The organism is Shimia sp. R10_1 (assembly GCF_017744095.1).
GTDB lineage: Bacteria > Pseudomonadota > Alphaproteobacteria > Rhodobacterales > Rhodobacteraceae > Shimia.
On record NZ_JAGHQX010000005.1, the window covers coordinates 223933 to 239618 of the forward strand.

The window sequence follows — 15686 nt, forward strand, 5'->3', positions numbered from 1 at the left end:
GTAGCCTTCCTAAAGGGAGGGACTGAGATGAAACATATTTTGCTCGCCTTTGTTGTGGTGCTTGAGTTCACGCGATCCGGCGCGGCTCAGGCCCAAGAGAGCGCCAAGGCGGAAATTGAGGCGGTAATCAGCGCACAGATCGAGGCCTTTCGAGGCGACGATTTTGTCACAGCCTTTGGATTTGCCGCGGACAATATCAGACGCCTGTTTCTGACGCCTGAGAACTTTGGCGCCATGGTGCAACGCGGCTACCCAATGGTGTATCGGCCCGAAACGGTGCAGTTTGGGGCGCAAACCTTGGAAGGAGCTGCGATCTGGCAGCGCGTTTTGATGAAAGACGCAGCTGGGGTTACACATGTGCTGAACTATCTGATGGTGCCACAGAATGGCGTCTGGCGGATTGCAGCGGTGCAGTTGCAGCCCGCCTTAGATGCGGCCGCTTAAGTCTGTTTGCTGCGCCCTTCGCGCCAGACCAGAATGCCCGCCGCTGTCAGGATCACGCCTGCGCCAAGCCAGCTGATGGCATCGGGCAGCACAGAGAACACCAAGGCGTCATAGAGGGCTGCAAAAGCGAGCGCGGCGTAAAAGAACGGCGCAACAAAGCTCGCATCAGCGAGCCGCATGGCGTTTATGAAGCAGGTCTGTGCAGAGGCCATCAGAAGGCCAATGCCTGCCAGGGCCGCCCATTGCGGCCATGTCGGGGTTTGCCAGACAAACAGCGCGGCGGCCGTTGCGATCGCCAGGCCAATCGCGTTGTTGATCAGCAGAATCTGAAAGGGGCGTTCGCGGCCTGTGAGCTTTTTGATAAAAATCAGCTCTCCCCCCATTGAGACAGCCGCGCACAGCGCAAGGATTGCGCCAAATTCCAGAGCGTCTGCGCCCGGTCGGGTGAGGATCATGGCGCCCGCAAACGCAAGCGCGGCAGAGCCCCAGCGCCATGGGCCGATTTTTTCACCCAGAAACGGGATGGCCAGCAGCATGCCCACGACCGGGTTCAGAAAGCTAATCGCAGTGGCGTCCGATAATGGGATGAAGGCCGCGGCGGCAAACATGAGCGTCACGCCCCCCCAGCCCAGCGTCGAGCGGCCAATGTGCAGCCCCCAGTGTATGCGGCTGAAGGTTGGGCGTAAAATCATCGCAGCTGTGGCAAACCCCAGAAAGGCAAACAGAAAACGGCCATGGCTGATTTGCAGTGGGTGCAGGGCTGGGCCAAGGGCACCAGTGCCAAGCGCCTTGGCCAGCAGCGTTGTGCCTGCCGCAAACGCTGAGGCTGCAAGCGTGAGCGCGGCGGCGAGCGCAGGATTCGAGGCGGGCACAGGTGTGGGTTGCATGAGCGATTTATGAAGCGGACGTTTCGGGCTGACAAGGCCGCGATTTCGTTGCTGCAAAAATGGTCTTTATGGGTTCGAAGTGGGTGTATTTGGCCAAAACTGAACGAAATGGAACTTAGGGGTTCCCATTTGTCGTTTGACCGTTTAGGGAGGCCTTATGACCAGATGTGCTCACATATCCCTGCTGCGACGCCGACGCCTGATTGCGTAATCGGCATCTCTGCCTGTGACTGGCCTTAAGCGTTAGAAAGTGACGCAATCCCCTTCAAAAACATTGACGTAAATGCCTTGAGTGATGCAGTCACTGAGGCTCATGATCTGAAAAAGGAAGATCGCAATGATCCCGTCCATTTTGCCAACATACAACCGCGCGCCGCTCACGTTTGAGAGCGGTGAAGGAAGCTGGATGATCGAGGCGGACGGCCGACGTTTTCTGGATCTGGGCGCCGGTATTGCGGTGAATGTGCTGGGGCATGCAAACCCTGTGCTGGTCAATGCGTTGACCGAGCAGGCAGGTAAGCTGTGGCATGTTTCCAACCTTTACAACATCACCCAGCAGCAGGCGCTGGCGGATAAGCTGGTGGCGCATACCTTTGCCGACACTGTGTTTTTTACCAACTCAGGCACGGAATGCTGTGAGCTGGCGGTGAAGATGGCGCGCAAGTACTGGAACGACAAAGGTCAGCCGGAGCGTGTGGAGATCATTGCCTTTGAAGGCGCGTTTCATGGCCGCAGCTCTGCGGGCATCGCGGCGGCGGGCTCTGAGAAGTTGGTGAAAGGCTTTGGCCCATTGTTGCCGGGCTTCCATCAGGTGCCTTGGGGCGACGTGGACGCGGCCAAAGCGTTGGTGGGCGATCAGACCGCTGCGATTATTGTGGAGCCTGTGCAGGGGGAAGGTGGCATCCGCCCGCTGCCGGACGCGGACCTGAAAGCGCTGCGCGATATCTGTGATGAGGCGGGCATTCTGCTGATCATGGATGAGGTACAATGTGGCGTGGGCCGGACTGGCAAGCTCTTTGCGCATGAATGGGCCGGTGTGACGCCTGACATTATGATGGTTGCCAAAGGCATTGGCGGCGGCTTCCCGCTGGGCGCGGTGCTGGCCACAGAAGAGGCTGCAAGCGGCATGGTGGCAGGCACGCATGGCTCCACCTATGGGGGCAACCCACTGGCTTGTGCCGTGGGCGGCGCGGTGATGGATGTGGTTGCTGATGAAGCGTTTCTGGCGGAGGTGAACCGCAAAGCGGGCCTGTTGCGCCAGAAGCTTGAAGGGCTGGTTGCGGCGCACCCGGATGTGTTTGAAGAGGTGCGCGGTGCCGGGCTGATGCTGGGGCTGAAATGTGCCAAAGCGACCTGTGGCGATATGGTGGCTGCGGGCTATGACCATGAGGTTGTGACCGTGCCTGCGGCGGACAATGTGGTGCGTCTGCTCCCGCCTCTCAACATCACAGATGACGAAATTGCCGAAGCCGTTGCGCGGCTTGAGAAAGCGGCGGCCCAACTGGGCGCGCAGGTTTAAGGACTGAATACAATGAAACATTTTCTGGATATCAACAAAACCGAAGTTGCCGATCTGCGGGGCATGATCGACAGCGCGAAGGCGATGAAAAACGCGCGCAATGGTCGCCCGAAAGGCGCGCTGGATGATGATCTGCCGCTGAAGGACCACATGGTTGCGCTGATCTTTGAAAAGCCGTCAACCCGGACGCGGGTGAGCTTTGACGTGGGCGTGCGTCAGATGGGTGGGCAGACCATGGTGCTGTCCGGCTCTGAGTTGCAGCTGGGCCATGGGGAGACTGTCGCGGACACCGCCAAAGTACTGAGCCGCTATGTCGATCTGATCATGATCCGTACCTTTGAAGAAGCGACCCTGCTGGAAATGGCAGAGAACGCCACTGTTCCAGTGATCAACGGGCTGACCAACCGCACCCACCCGTGTCAGATCATGGCGGACATCCTGACATTTGAGGAGCGCAACGGCCCGATCGCGGGCAAAAAGGTTGTTTGGTCTGGTGACGGCAACAACGTCTTCGCGAGCTTTGCCCATGCGGCAGGGCAGTTTGGGTTTGATCTTACCTTCACCGGGCCGCAGACCTTGGACCCAGAAGCGGTTTTCATCGAAGAGGCGCGCGCCAAAGGTGTAAAGGTGGAGATCGAGCGGGATCCTGTCAAAGCTGTGCAGGGGGCCGATCTGGTTGTCACGGACACATGGGTGAGCATGCATGACGCGGTCTCGACACGTGAGCGTCGCCACAACCAGCTGCGTCCCTATCAGGTCAATGAAGAGCTGATGCGCCATGCGGCCGATGATGCTTTGTTCATGCATTGCCTGCCGGCGCACCGCAACGAAGAAGCCACCGACGCGGTGATGGACGGCCCGGCCTCTGTCATTTTTGATGAGGCGGAAAACCGGCTTCATGCGCAGAAAGCGGTGATGAAATGGTGCCTGAGCTGACATCCGCATCGGTGATGTGAAGCAAGAAGCGCTGGCCTTGGCTGGCGCTTTTTTGTTGCGCTGTCTTGACCTGTGGGGGCCGTGAGCGGAGACTTGCCAAAGCAAGGGGCGGGACAGACATGAGTGACGCAGAGCGCAGTGCAATACACCCTCGGATTGTCGTGGCCGGGGCTGGCAGCATTGGCTGTTTTGTCGGCGGGATGCTGGCGCGGTCAGGGCGCAATGTGACGCTGCTGCTGCGCGCGGCAACGCTTGAAGAGATCTCCCAAAATGGGCTGACGCTGACCGACTTTGACGGTTTGGATGTGGCGCTTTCTCCTGACAGTTTTGCGATGGACACCGATCCGGCCTGCCTTGCTGAGGCAGACATCGTTCTGGTGACGGTTAAGAGTGGGGCCACGGCAAAGATTGCGGGTGAGATCTCGCGTCATGCCCCAAAGAACGCGGTGATTGTCAGCTTGCAGAACGGTGTGGAGAACGCGGCCAATCTGCAGGCGGCACTGCCGGAGTATGATGTGCGCGCGGGTATGGTGCCGTTCAATGTGGTTTGGGTTGGCGGTGGCCGGTTTCACCGTGGCACCAGTGGCGACATTGCCATTGCGCAGGGGGACGGCCTTGTGGGGCGTCATCTGAGCTGTCCTGATCTTGCGGTGCACGAGCGGCGCGATATGGCTGCGTTGCAGTGGGGCAAGCTGGTGATCAATCTCAACAATGCGTTGAACGCCCTGTCTGGGCTGCCGTTGCGTGCGCAGATTGGTGACAGGCGCTGGCGGGCGCTGATGGCCGCGCAGATGGAGGAGGCGCTGGGCATTCTGGAGGGGGCAGCGATCCACACGCAGAACCCGGTGGCAGCGCTGCCGCTGCGCTATGTGCCAACTGTGCTGCGCCTGCCGACGTGGCTGTTTCGCGCTGTTGCTAAGGCTATGCTGTCGATTGATCCAAATGCGCGCAGTTCGATGTGGGAGGATCTGGATCGTGGGCGGGCCACGGAGATTGACGAATTGCAGGGCCAGATTGTGCGATTGGCAGAGCAGTTGGGTCAGGCTGCGCCGATCAATGCGGGTGTTGCGCAACTGATCCGGGAGGCTGTGGCCGCAGACGCGGGTGCGCCGGGTATGCCGATACAAAAGGTTCAGGATCGCCTGCGCCGCGCGTGACGCCGCAGGCCGCCAGTATTGGCTGGCAGGTTTAGCTGGTGACCGCGTTTAGCAGCAGGAAGATCACAGCTGACATAGTAGCGGCGGCTGGCACGGTGATGACCCACGCAGCGGCGATGGTCATGAAGTGGCTGCGGCGCACCAGCTTGCGGCGGCGACGCTCTTCTGGCGCGATGCGTTTGACCACTGGGCGCTGGCCGGTGTTCTTGCGCAGGCGCTTTTCTGCGTCCCATTCGCGGTAAAAGCCGACGCCGAAGATCCCGCCTACGGCGATGTGGGTGGAGCTGACCGGCAGGCCAAGCCAGGAGGCGACAATCACTGTGATGGCGGCAGACAGCGCGACGCAGTAGGCGCGCATGGGGTTCAGTTTGGTGATTTTCTCACCCACCATGCGGATCAGTTTGGGGCCAAAGAGAAACAGTCCGAACGAGATGCCAAAGGCGCCAATGATCATCACCCAGCTTGGGATGGAGACCTTGGTTGCGATGTCACCGAACTCTGCAGCGTGCACGATGGCGGCGAGCGGGCCCACCGCGTTGGCCACGTCGTTTGCGCCATGGGCAAAGGACAGAAGCGCAGCTGAGAAGATCAGCGGAACGCCAAACAGCACCTTGAGGGATTTGTTGCGGTTCTCCAGTCCTTGAGACTGTTTGTGGATCAGCGGTTTGGAAATCATATAGAAGGCCACGCCCGCCCCGGCGCCAATCAGCAGAGCGGTTTGCAGATCAATTTTCATGATCCGCTTCAACCCTTTGAGGGCAAGATAGGAGGCAAAGGCGGCGGCCATGATCCCGATCAGAACCGGCACCCAGCGGCGGGCAGCGGCGATTTTGTCATCCTGATAGATGATCCGAGATTTGATGAAGGCCAGGAAAATCGCCGCAATGACGCCACCCAGCACCGGAGAGATCACCCAAGAGGCGGCGATCTTGCCCATGGTGGGCCAGTTCACGGCGGCGAACCCGGCAGCGGCGATACCCGCGCCCATCACGCCCCCCACAACAGAATGGGTGGTGGACACCGGCGCGCCAACCCAGGTGGCGATGTTCACCCAGAGTGCAGAAGAGATCAGCGCCGCCATCATCGCCCAGATAAAGACCGATGCATCGCCCATGCCTGAGGGGTCAATGATGCCTTTGGAAATGGTGGAAACCACATCACCGCCTGCAAGCAACGCGCCTGCGCTTTCACAGATGGCGGCGATGACAATCGCGCCACCCATGGTGAGCGCATTGGCCCCCACAGCTGGACCCATGTTGTTGGCCACATCATTGGCGCCGATGTTGATCGCCATATAAGCGCCGAACCCGGCGGCCGCGATGATGATCAGATTGTTGGAGCCTGCGCCCGTCAGCAGACCTGCAAAAATCGCGGCGAGCACAATGAAGGCCAGCGCGATCCCCAGCCCGACCATGGGGCGGGAGACATAGAGAGTCGCGGCTTCGAGATGAGAAATACGGTGAAGATCGCGGTCCAGCGTGGACCACTCTTTGCCACTGTTTGGCGCAGACATAGCAGAGAATCCCAGATTGCTTGCGCGGGGGCCTATCCCCAATGGCGCGGCAATGCAAGAAATCCGTTACAAAGGCGTTACAATTGCCGCAGTAGCGCCTGCAGCTCAGGCTCGTCTACCAGATGGGCCGCCTCTGAAGGAGCGACCCATTTGCGGGTGCGTTCTTCGGCTTCTGGGAAGTCGTCTACCATTTTGGTGACTTCCGTTTCAAAGACGGTCACATCAACGCCCACGGCCAGACCGCCATCCAAACGTTTGTCATAGCCGTATACACCAAGAGGCTCGCGGTTGATGTTGGCGTCTTTCACGCCGGCTTCTTCCCAGGCTTCTCTGAGGGCGGCATCTGCGGCGTCGAGCCCGTCAATTGGCCAGCCTTTGGGCAAGACCCAGCGGCCCGTGTCCCGCGATGTGATGAGCAGGATTTCACGTCCTTTGCCAGCCTTACGTGTGCACAACGCGGCCATCTGGATGCGGCGCGGACGCCGCCAAATTGGGGCAATCACACTGTCGTAGGCGGTTTTAATGGCACTGGTCATAAACGTCTGCTCGGTCTGTGGATAAGTCCGCTTTGCGGATCTGCTGATTATCAAGTCGTGTATATACGTTTCTGAAACCGATAAATCAAGCTATGGTGAATAATTCCTTAATTTTTGCGCCGTTTTGCGCGCAATGTTGGATCTGCTTCGGTAGGATCTTCGGGCCAAGGGTGTTTGGGATAGCGCCCGCGCATGTCTTTGCGCACATCGGCATAGGAGCTGGCCCAGAAGCCGGGGATATCCATTGTGGTTTGCACGGGTTTCTGGCCGGGTGAGAGCAAAGTCACGCGCAGCGGTGTGTTGCCAATCATCGGATGCGTGGTCTGACCAAACAACTCTTGCAGGCGCAGGGAGATTTCGGGGTGCTCCCCGGCGTAGTCGATGGGGATTTTACGATCCAGCGGTGTTGTGAAATGCGCAGGCGCGAGACGATCGAGCAATTGCATCTGGTTCCAGTCCAGCCGCGCGCGGAGGGCATCGAGCACGTCAAATTTCTTCCAGTGCTCGGCGGTTTTGATGCCGGAGAGGTGGGGCAGGAGCCAATCCTCTATGCTGTCCATCAGAGCGCCTTGGGACATGTCGGGCAAATCATGGCCTGCGTCACGGATGAGGGTGACGCGCGCCACAAAACGCTGTGCCGCAGGCGACAGCGTGATGCCAAGGTCGCGCACGCCATCCAGCATGGCCTCGGCGATGGCCTCAGAGGGGGCGTCTTTCCAGATGCGGTCATCCAGAGCGATGGCGCCTAAGCGCTCCTGTTTGCGCGCGATCACGCGGCGCTCCCGTTTGGACCAAGCGCAGCTGTCTTCCCAGTCGATATGTGCCTCAAAGAGGCTGCGCACCTGCGATTCAGAGATTTGTATGGCCTGTCGAATGCGGGCTTCGCGCGGGTTGCCATCGGTGTCGGTGACGACAATCAGGCGTGTGTTTGCGAGCGGGTCGCTTTCCTCCATCACCGCGCCTTTGCCGCCGGAGAGCACAAAGCGGGGGGCGTCGCCTTTGCGGTGCAAACCGATGCGGTCCGGATAGGCGAGGGCGGCGAGTTCTGCCGCGCTGTAGCTGGGCGCAGCTTTGGTTTTTGTGGATTTGGCGAGGCGTTTGGCCTCGTCTTTGAGCGTGTGCAGCGCAGCGCGGTTGACCCGATAAGGGCGACGATTTGTAAACGCCTTGAGATCGCTGAGGGCTTCCATGCGCAGGGCGAGATCCACGGGTGCCCCGCGGGTCAGGGGATCCCGCGCGGCCAGCAAGGCCGCCATGTCTGCACCCTGCGGTCCTGCGATGGTCAGCATATGGGCGAGGCGGGGATGCAGGGGCAGGGCGGCAATGGCTTTGCCATGCTCTGTGATGCGGCCTGTATCGTCCAGAGCATCGAGCATCTGGAGCACGGTCTGCGCCTCTGCAAAGCTGCCGGGATTGGGTTGGGACAGGAAGGCAAGATCGCTGGGCGTTGCCCCCCAGAGCGCAAGCTCCACCGCAAGGCCGGTGAGGTCTGCGGCCTCGATCTCGGCGGGCGGGAATGGCAGCAGCGCGCCCTCCTCGCCTTTGGTCCAGAGGCGATAGCAGAAGCCTTCGGCGACACGGCCCGCGCGGCCTTGGCGCTGGGTCGCTTCGGCGCGGGTCACGCGCTCTGTCACAAGGCGGGACATGCCGGAGCCCGGATCAAAGCGCGGGCGCCGGGCGCGGCCTGCATCCACCACCACGCGCACGTCCTGAATGGTGAGGGAGGTTTCCGCAATTGAGGTGGCGAGCACCACCTTGCGGCCCTCTGTGGCGGGACGGATCGCGGCTTGCTGATCTTTGAAGGGCATCGCGCCAAACAGCGGATGCACGGTGCAGTCTGGTGGCAGTTTGAGCAGGGCCTGTGTGCGGCGGATCTCGCCTTCGCCGGGGAGGAAGACCAACACGCCACCTTCGGTTTCACTGACGGCTTGTGTGATGAGGCGTGCGGTGGCCTCCTCCAAGCGGGTGCCTTTGGCAAGTGGCTTGTCGAGCCAGCGGGTTTCCACCGGGAAGGCGCGCCCCTCTGAGGTGATGATCGGCGCGTCCCCCATGAGGGCGGCGACCGGGGCGGCGTCGAGCGTGGCAGACATGGCCAGCAGGATCAGTTCGTCGCGCAGCGCGTCACAGATTTCGAGGCACAGCGCGAGGCCAAGATCGGCGTTCAGAGAACGCTCGTGAAATTCGTCGAAAATCACCGCACCGACACCTGACAGCTCTGGATCGGATTGGATCATGCGGGTCAGGATGCCCTCGGTGACAACCTCGATCCGGGTGGATTTGGAGATCTTGCTGTCGCCGCGCACGCGGTAGCCCACGGTTTCCCCGGCGTTTTCCCCCAAAGTCTGAGCCATGCGTTCAGCAGCGGCGCGGGCCGCGAGGCGGCGCGGCTCCAGCATGAGAATGCGGCCCTTTGTTAAATTTGCCTCCAGCATCGCGAGCGGCACCACGGTGGTTTTGCCTGCGCCGGGAGGCGCTTGCAATACGGCGCGATTGTGCGTGCGCAGGGCAGAGAGCAGGGGATCGAGGGCGTCGTGAATGGGGAGTTGCGTCATGGGGTCGTTATCGGTCAGGTGCGCCGCCGGGTCCAGAGGGGTTGTATCGCCCGCGCTAGTCGCGACGGATCAGCTTGGCCCTGCCGTGGCGCGACGTGAGGCGCACTTCGGTTGCGCGCCAGAACTCCCCCTCGCGGCTGTAGGTCACAGAGAGCGGGGAGGTTTTCAGCTCAGCAAGTTCCTCATCTGAGTAGCCGCCGATGCGGTCATAGGTGCCTGAGCAGGTCACGCTGTCGCCATCCGGTTGGCGGGTTTTGAGCGTGATGCGCACAAGGCGGGTTCCGTCAAATTGGGTTTGCTCAATCTGGCAAAGTGTGGCGTCTGTTTGGTCGCGCAGGCTGAGCCACATCATGCTCATCGGGTCGAGCGCGCCTTTGGTGCGGTTGGGGGCAATGGGCGTTGCAGGGCTTTGGGCGCCTTTGGTTTTGATCAGCAGATCGTTTTTTGCGACCAAACTGGTTTCCGATACGCGCTTACCTGTGTTGATATAGCCGTCATATTTCGCCGGTTTCAGGTCAGATCCATTGCGTGTGCCTGCGCCAGACACGGTGAAGCGGATGCTGCGCAGAACGCCGGCGAGGCCGGTGGTCTGAAAACTGCCTGCACCCTTATAGCGCTCTGCGGATTCGTCCATTTCCAGTGTGAGCTCTCCCACTTTGAGGCCGAAGGCATGGACCGACCAAAGCTGGTTTGTGGTGTCTGCCTTGGCCGCCGAGAGACACAATTGCGCGAAAAAGACTGCGGCGCATAAGCACGGTAGGCGCAATTTGCGCGTGTCGATGTGTCGCTGGACTAGACAAGAGAGGGTGGGGCGCGGCATGAAGATTTCCAAACAAAAAACACAGGGTAGCGCTATGGATATCGCAGATCTGCGTGACAGAATACTGAAACAAGAGCGCAGAGCGCTGGCGCGGGCGATTACTTTGGTGGAAAGCGCGCGCGAGGACCATCGCGCGCAAGCGAGTGCTTTGCTGGAAAGCCTGCGGGGGGCTGGGCGGCAAGCGCTGCGGGTTGGGTTGTCTGGGACGCCGGGGGTGGGGAAATCCACCTTCATTGAGAGCTTCGGCATGATGCTGATCGGGCAAGGGCTGCGGGTTGCGGTGCTTGCTGTGGATCCGTCCTCTGCGCGCAGTGGCGGCTCGATCTTGGGGGATAAAACCCGGATGGAACGGCTGAGCCGGGACAAAAACGCCTTTATTCGCCCATCCCCCAGCCAGACCCATCTGGGCGGTGTGGCCCGGCGCACGCGGGAAGCGGTGGCGTTGTGTGAGGCGGCTGGCTTTGATGTTGTGTTGATTGAAACCGTTGGGGTTGGACAATCGGAAACGGTGGTCTCTGAAATGTCTGATCTGTTTCTGTTGTTGCTGGCGCCTGCGGGTGGCGATGAGCTGCAAGGCGTGAAGCGCGGTATCATGGAAATGGCGGATGTGATCCTTGTGAACAAAGCGGATGGGGCACTCAAGACCACCGCGATGCGCACCTGCGCGGATTATGCCGGGGCACTGCGGCTTTTGCGCAAGCGACCACAGGACCCAAAGGGATTTCCCAAGGCGATGACCGTGTCCGCGCTGGAGGAAGAGGGGCTGATGACGGCGTGGGAAGAGATCAACACGCTGACAGAGTGGCGCAAACAAGAAGGGCATTGGACAGCCCGACGTGCGGCACAGGCCCAGTTCTGGTTCCATGAGGAGGTCCGGCAGGGTCTCTTGGCGCGCCTGCATAAGGCGCAGGCGCGCAAGGACCTACAATTACTGGATGAAAAAGTCGCATCTGGTGTGATTACGCCGTCTCAGGCGGCGCAGGAGATGCTTGCACGCTTGGCATAACTGGATCATTCTGTCGGTCACCTTTTTGCGTTTCTGATGCGGAAAAGGGGCTGAGATCGGAGTTTATGCGTATGCAAGAGCACACGGCTTTTTCGGAGGGTGCCGGGCAGTCGCATCCTCTCGGCTGGCCGTCAAGACAGCTTAAAGATGCATATACGTCGATTGTGCAATTGCAGAACGGGTGTTTGCAGTTGCGTGTGGAGCACAGCACCCTCAAAGGGGTCTCTGCGGAAATGCTGGACTGGTGGTTCAGTGTGTTTGTCTCTCAGCGCGTCTCCTACCGAGGTGATGTGAAAAAGGCGTTTCTTTTCTGGCACCCTCAAGACCATGTCGACATTCGTGTGTCTGATGACAAAGCGTTGCGGCCGCTCCGGGTGGGGGATGAATTTTACGTTGGTGAGATGTTTGGTGGTGATCCCAAGTTGCAGAGCCGCGAGCGTGTCTGGGTGTCCAAGCGCGACAATGCTGGGTTCCATGTGTGCCTGAAGCGTGCCGGGGTCAGAATTGGCAGTATCTGCTACAACTTTCAGGATGTGCCCGGAGGTGTTGATGTGGTGACGGAGGCCACGCTTGGGTTTGAGCGTGGTCTAGCTAAGACACTGCTGAATAACTTCATCGCGCGCTTGAGTTTTAACATGGGCATGTCGGACCCATGGTTGCTGCACAACGTTCAAGAATTTGGATATTTGCAGCATTTTTTGCCTGAACTGTTTTCCAAGCGTGCGCAGGGTAATGTTGTTACGCTGGAGGATCGGGGCTAAATGGTTGCGCAGCGGTGCTTTGGTGAACTCGCATCCTTTAGTTCGACTGCGATATTGGGGCGGGTTGTTCTGCAGAATGCAGGAGCGATTGTTCTTTGGTGATGCGTTTCTTTCGTTCAACTGACTTGCCTGAACCTCGGCCCCTTGATTGGCCGCGTCGGCAGTTTAGTGACGCCAAGTTCGTTTTTGAGCAAATGCGCGATGGGCGTATCATGATCGAGTTGCATCACAACACGATCAAAGGTGTGACGCCCGAGATGTTGAACTGGTGGTTTGGCGTCTATGCGACGCAGAAGATACGGATTTGTGAGCAAGTCTTTGATGCCTATCTGATCTGGCATCCGCAGGACAATGTGGGACTAAGTGTGTTGAGAGGCGACCTCAAGGAGCCTTTGCGCGTCGGGGATGTGCTGGCTGTCAGGCGGTATTTTGCGCGAGATCTGGCCTTTAAGAGCTATGAACGGTTTCATGTCATGCAACGGGATGCCGAGGCCTTTGCGGTCAAGGTGCACCGGTTTGGAATGCAGATGGCGATAGCGCGTTGGGAGTTTCAGGCAACACAAGACGGCACTGATGTCGTGATGCGCACCGAAGTCGGTGTTGAGAACGGGCTTGTGAAAGTGATCATGAACAACTTTATCCTGCCGATGGTTGTCGACATGAAGCTTTTGGATGCGTGGCTACAGTATAGCGTCGAGGAAATTGGCAACTTTGAGTTCTTTTTGCCTGCGCTCTATGCGAAGCGAGATCAGGGTGCCGTGATTGATCTTTCGGACGAGTTGGGGCAGAGATCGTGCGATCTGTGAGTGTAATCGTCTGGTGATGGATGCATTTGCTGTGAGGAATCGTCAAATAATGAACGTGAGCCGCTGAATCACTTGACGCCCCTGCCAATTCCGCCTAATCACGCCAAACAAAATTCCGGGCGCGGCCTTGGCAGCGCCCTTATGCTTTGACGGGGCCGTTATCCCCGTGCACCGTAAAACGAGGATGAACCCATGTCGCGCCGTTGCGAATTGACCGGAAAAGGCCCGATGACTGGCAACAATGTCAGCCACGCCAACAACAAAACCAAGCGTCGTTTTCTGCCTAACCTGAACGACGTGACCCTGCAGTCCGAGACCCTGGGCCGTGGCGTTAAACTGCGTATCTCCGCAGCTGCGCTGCGCACTGTTGATCACCGCGGTGGTCTGGACGCATTCCTGGCAAAAGCCAAAGATACCGAGCTTTCTGACAACGCGCTGAAAGTGAAAAAAGAGATCGCAAAAGCACAGGCGGCAACTGCCTAATTTTGCTTACCTTTTTAGGTTTTGACGGCCTCGCAGTTTTGCGGGGCTGTTTCTTTTTGTCGCCTTCACAAAGATAAGATGACGTGCCTATATGCGGGCATGATGGTGGCTTTCCGCAGATATCTCACGATGGCTTTGGTGGCTGTGCTTGTGCTGACAGGGCACAGTATGGCTGTGGCGCGTGGCTTGCCCGGTGTGGCTGGATATGCGGAGTATTGTATCGCCGAAAGCGCGGTGATGGTGCCGGTGGATGCGGATGGCAATCCAACCGGCCCGGCGCATATCTGCCCGGATTTCAGCGCCTCGCTTTTTACCTGGGTTTTGGATGGCGAGCCGATCCTGCCTATGGTTTTGGGACACGCGCGCAGTCTGCGGATTGTGCGTGGCGACTTTGATGAAGCGATTCGCACTGTTGCGGTAAACGCCCGTGCGCCTCCTGATTTCGTGCTCATCTGACTTTTTGACACGATACCCTATAGGGACAGGAGACTTGATATGTCCGTAAAAACAACCGTCGTTGCTGCCATTGCAGCCGTTTCTTTTGCCTTTCCTGCGTTTGCGGAAAGCACCATTGCCGTGAAAGATGCTTATGCGCGGGTGGCCACGAAAGTGTCCAAATCCGGGGCAAGCTTCATGGTTATTGAAAACACAGGCAGTGAGGATGACCGGTTGGTTGCGGTGTCCTCTGAGGTGGCGAAGCGCACCGAGCTGCACACCCACAAAGAAGATGCGAATGGCAACATGCAGATGCTGCATGTCAAAGAAGGCTTTGCGGTGCCCGCAGGGGGCAAGCATATGCTCGCGCGTGGTGGGGATCACGTGATGTTCATGGGGCTGACCCAGGGTCTTGAGCATGGGGATGTTGTCACGCTGACGCTGACCTTTGAAAAGGCCGGTGACATCACGCTGGACGTGCCCGTGGATCTGGAGCGCAAGCCTGCGCATGGTGATGGGCACGGTGCGCACAAGCACTGAGCACGCTGCAAAGCTCTGATCATTTGGCCACCCTTCGGGGTGGCCTTTTCGTAAGATCAGCTGCGTGTTTGAGCAAGCTCGCGTGCCACCCAATCCGGCACGATCTCTGACGCGGGGCCAAGGTGGACCTCGGCAAAGCGCGATGCACCAGCAGAGGGCTCCAGATTAAGTTCGAGGGTATGCGCGCCGATGTGGTCCGCATGGGCAACGAAATTGGCCGCTGGGTAGACCTCACCTGAGGTGCCAATGGAGACAAACAGATCTGCCGCGTCCAAAGCCTGTTCGATGCGTTCCATAAAATAGGGGATTTCGCCAAACCATACGACGTCTGGCCGTGTTGCAGGCGCGGCGCAGGCGGGGCAGGGATCTTCTTTTGTCATGACAGGTGGCGCTTCCCAGCGGTGGTCACATGCGGCGCAAAGCGCGCCGTCCAAGGTGCCGTGCATATGGAGCACATTTTTGCTGCCTGCCTTTTCATGCAGATTGTCTACGTTCTGGGTAACAATCAGCAGGGTGCCATCCAGTTCGGCCTCCAGCTCTGCGAGCGCGTGATGTGCGGCATTGGGTGTGGCCTCCGCGGCATTGCTGCGTCGGGCGTTGTAGAAGGCGTGAACCAAGTCAGGATTGCGGGCGAAGCCCTCCGGTGTGGCCACATCTTCGATGCGATGCTGCGCCCAGAGGCCGTCCTCATCGCGGAAGGTGCCAAGGCCGCTTTCAGCACTGATGCCTGCGCCGGTGAGGATAACAATATTGGTGCCCATAGTGGTTTTCTGCTTTCTCGCTGTCGGGTGGCGGCTCTGCTCTGACTGTGGCAATCTCGCGCTGGACTGGCAAGGTAAGGGAATGATGTGCCATGAAAATTCTGTTTGTGTGCCTTGGCAATATTTGCCGTTCACCCACCGCAGAGGGCGTGTTTCGCGCAATGGCGCCTCAGGCGCAGGTGGACAGCGCGGGCACTGGCGCCTGGCACGTGGGAGAGCCGCCTTATGGCCCAATGCAGGCCGCCGCACGTGCACGTGGGTATGATCTGTCGGATCTGCGCGCACGGCAATTTGTGGCGCAGGATTTTGCTCGATTCGATCTGATCATTGCGATGGATCGCGACAATCTGAGCAATATTGAGCGGTTGCGGCCCGCAGGTGATGATACGCCGGTGCGACTGTTCACCGAGTATGAAAGCAGTGGGGCGGAAGCGGTGCCAGACCCCTACTACACCCGCGATTTTGATGGGACACTGGATCTGATCGAAGACTGCGCGCGCGGGCTGGCGAAAACGCTCTGAAAGCGTGCG

General features: G+C 59.1%; 17 protein-coding genes. 11 read left to right on the forward strand and 6 right to left on the reverse strand.

Annotated features, from left to right (window positions below):
- Nucleotides 1-27: 27 nt before the first annotated feature.
- Nucleotides 28-444 (forward strand): DUF4864 domain-containing protein, encoded by a 417-nt coding sequence (locus J7413_RS11550; RefSeq protein ID WP_209098288.1) that lies wholly within the window; start codon nucleotides 28-30, stop codon nucleotides 442-444.
- Here the strand turns inward: J7413_RS11550 and J7413_RS11555 are convergent.
- A complete protein-coding gene (locus J7413_RS11555) occupies nucleotides 441-1331 on the reverse strand; it encodes a DMT family transporter (protein ID WP_209098290.1) in 891 nt (296 codons plus the stop codon). The genes J7413_RS11550 and J7413_RS11555 overlap by 4 nt on opposite strands.
- Before the next feature lie 337 nt (nucleotides 1332-1668).
- Between J7413_RS11555 and J7413_RS11560 the strand changes: the two genes are divergently transcribed.
- The 3 genes from J7413_RS11560 (at nucleotide 1669) to J7413_RS11570 (ending at nucleotide 4943) form a co-directional block, all read left to right on the forward strand.
- A complete protein-coding gene (locus tag J7413_RS11560) occupies nucleotides 1669-2850 on the forward strand; it encodes an aspartate aminotransferase family protein (protein ID WP_209098292.1) in 1182 nt (393 codons plus the stop codon).
- Between the two features lie 12 nt (nucleotides 2851-2862).
- Nucleotides 2863-3786, forward strand: a complete 924-nt coding sequence (gene argF / locus J7413_RS11565; protein ID WP_209098294.1) for an ornithine carbamoyltransferase — start codon at nucleotides 2863-2865, stop codon at nucleotides 3784-3786.
- A gap of 119 nt (nucleotides 3787-3905) precedes the next feature.
- Entirely contained in the window at nucleotides 3906-4943 is a 1038-nt protein-coding gene (locus tag J7413_RS11570) for a 2-dehydropantoate 2-reductase (protein WP_209098296.1), read from the forward strand.
- 31 nt (nucleotides 4944-4974) lie between these two features.
- Here the strand turns inward: J7413_RS11570 and J7413_RS11575 are convergent, their stop codons facing one another.
- The 4 genes from J7413_RS11575 to J7413_RS11590 form a co-directional block, all read right to left on the reverse strand.
- On the reverse strand, nucleotides 4975-6456 hold the full coding sequence (locus tag J7413_RS11575; protein WP_209098297.1) for an inorganic phosphate transporter: 1482 nt from the start codon (nucleotides 6454-6456) through the stop codon (nucleotides 4975-4977).
- 77 nt (nucleotides 6457-6533) lie between these two features.
- Nucleotides 6534-6992, reverse strand: a complete 459-nt coding sequence (locus J7413_RS11580) for an NUDIX hydrolase (protein ID WP_209098298.1) — start codon at nucleotides 6990-6992, stop codon at nucleotides 6534-6536.
- 107 nt (nucleotides 6993-7099) lie between these two features.
- The gene (hrpB, locus tag J7413_RS11585; protein ID WP_209098299.1) at nucleotides 7100-9544 is read right to left on the reverse strand and encodes an ATP-dependent helicase HrpB; all 2445 of its coding nucleotides are present in this window, start codon (nucleotides 9542-9544) and stop codon (nucleotides 7100-7102) included.
- Nucleotides 9545-9599: 55 nt separating this feature from the next.
- Nucleotides 9600-10364, reverse strand: a complete 765-nt coding sequence (locus J7413_RS11590) for a DUF3108 domain-containing protein (protein ID WP_280636563.1) — start codon at nucleotides 10362-10364, stop codon at nucleotides 9600-9602.
- 34 nt (nucleotides 10365-10398) lie between these two features.
- Here J7413_RS11590 and meaB point away from each other — a divergent pair, with 34 nt between their 5' ends.
- From meaB to J7413_RS11620, 6 genes are all read left to right on the forward strand, one after another.
- Nucleotides 10399-11370 carry a methylmalonyl Co-A mutase-associated GTPase MeaB gene (gene meaB / locus J7413_RS11595; protein ID WP_209098301.1) on the forward strand — a complete coding sequence of 324 codons (972 nt, stop codon included), beginning with the start codon at nucleotides 10399-10401 and terminating at the stop codon, nucleotides 11368-11370.
- A gap of 71 nt (nucleotides 11371-11441) precedes the next feature.
- Entirely contained in the window at nucleotides 11442-12131 is a 690-nt protein-coding gene (locus J7413_RS11600) for a hypothetical protein (protein WP_209098303.1), read from the forward strand.
- A 194-nt stretch (nucleotides 12132-12325) separates the two neighbouring features.
- Nucleotides 12326-12937, forward strand: coding sequence for a hypothetical protein (locus J7413_RS11605; RefSeq protein ID WP_280636564.1), 612 nt, complete (start codon nucleotides 12326-12328; stop codon nucleotides 12935-12937).
- A 192-nt stretch (nucleotides 12938-13129) separates the two neighbouring features.
- Nucleotides 13130-13420, forward strand: a complete 291-nt coding sequence (gene rpmB / locus J7413_RS11610) for a 50S ribosomal protein L28 (protein WP_209098307.1) — start codon at nucleotides 13130-13132, stop codon at nucleotides 13418-13420.
- 78 nt (nucleotides 13421-13498) lie between these two features.
- Nucleotides 13499-13876, forward strand: coding sequence for a hypothetical protein (locus J7413_RS11615; RefSeq protein WP_209098309.1), 378 nt, complete (start codon nucleotides 13499-13501; stop codon nucleotides 13874-13876).
- 39 nt (nucleotides 13877-13915) lie between these two features.
- The gene (locus tag J7413_RS11620; protein WP_209098310.1) at nucleotides 13916-14395 is read left to right on the forward strand and encodes a copper chaperone PCu(A)C; all 480 of its coding nucleotides are present in this window, start codon (nucleotides 13916-13918) and stop codon (nucleotides 14393-14395) included.
- 56 nt (nucleotides 14396-14451) lie between these two features.
- Here the strand turns inward: J7413_RS11620 and J7413_RS11625 are convergent, their stop codons facing one another.
- A complete protein-coding gene (locus tag J7413_RS11625; protein WP_209098311.1) occupies nucleotides 14452-15156 on the reverse strand; it encodes an NAD-dependent deacylase in 705 nt (234 codons plus the stop codon).
- 92 nt (nucleotides 15157-15248) lie between these two features.
- Here J7413_RS11625 and J7413_RS11630 point away from each other — a divergent pair, with 92 nt between their 5' ends.
- The gene (locus J7413_RS11630; RefSeq protein ID WP_209098312.1) at nucleotides 15249-15677 is read left to right on the forward strand and encodes a low molecular weight protein-tyrosine-phosphatase; all 429 of its coding nucleotides are present in this window, start codon (nucleotides 15249-15251) and stop codon (nucleotides 15675-15677) included.
- The last annotated feature ends 9 nt before the right edge of the window (nucleotides 15678-15686 follow it).

Coding starts and splice junctions, on each gene's coding strand:
- J7413_RS11550 (WP_209098288.1), top strand. CDS start 28: ATGAAACATATTTTGCTCGCCTTTGTTGTGGTGCTTGAGTTCACGCGA.
- J7413_RS11555 (WP_209098290.1), bottom strand. CDS start 1,331: ATGCAACCCACACCTGTGCCCGCCTCGAATCCTGCGCTCGCCGCCGCG.
- J7413_RS11560 (WP_209098292.1), top strand. CDS start 1,669: ATGATCCCGTCCATTTTGCCAACATACAACCGCGCGCCGCTCACGTTT.
- argF (WP_209098294.1), top strand. CDS start 2,863: ATGAAACATTTTCTGGATATCAACAAAACCGAAGTTGCCGATCTGCGG.
- J7413_RS11570 (WP_209098296.1), top strand. CDS start 3,906: ATGAGTGACGCAGAGCGCAGTGCAATACACCCTCGGATTGTCGTGGCC.
- J7413_RS11575 (WP_209098297.1), bottom strand. CDS start 6,456: ATGTCTGCGCCAAACAGTGGCAAAGAGTGGTCCACGCTGGACCGCGAT.
- J7413_RS11580 (WP_209098298.1), bottom strand. CDS start 6,992: ATGACCAGTGCCATTAAAACCGCCTACGACAGTGTGATTGCCCCAATT.
- hrpB (WP_209098299.1), bottom strand. CDS start 9,544: ATGACGCAACTCCCCATTCACGACGCCCTCGATCCCCTGCTCTCTGCC.
- J7413_RS11590 (WP_280636563.1), bottom strand. CDS start 10,364: ATGCCGCGCCCCACCCTCTCTTGTCTAGTCCAGCGACACATCGACACG.
- meaB (WP_209098301.1), top strand. CDS start 10,399: ATGGATATCGCAGATCTGCGTGACAGAATACTGAAACAAGAGCGCAGA.
- J7413_RS11600 (WP_209098303.1), top strand. CDS start 11,442: ATGCAAGAGCACACGGCTTTTTCGGAGGGTGCCGGGCAGTCGCATCCT.
- J7413_RS11605 (WP_280636564.1), top strand. CDS start 12,326: ATGCGCGATGGGCGTATCATGATCGAGTTGCATCACAACACGATCAAA.
- rpmB (WP_209098307.1), top strand. CDS start 13,130: ATGTCGCGCCGTTGCGAATTGACCGGAAAAGGCCCGATGACTGGCAAC.
- J7413_RS11615 (WP_209098309.1), top strand. CDS start 13,499: ATGACGTGCCTATATGCGGGCATGATGGTGGCTTTCCGCAGATATCTC.
- J7413_RS11620 (WP_209098310.1), top strand. CDS start 13,916: ATGTCCGTAAAAACAACCGTCGTTGCTGCCATTGCAGCCGTTTCTTTT.
- J7413_RS11625 (WP_209098311.1), bottom strand. CDS start 15,156: ATGGGCACCAATATTGTTATCCTCACCGGCGCAGGCATCAGTGCTGAA.
- J7413_RS11630 (WP_209098312.1), top strand. CDS start 15,249: ATGAAAATTCTGTTTGTGTGCCTTGGCAATATTTGCCGTTCACCCACC.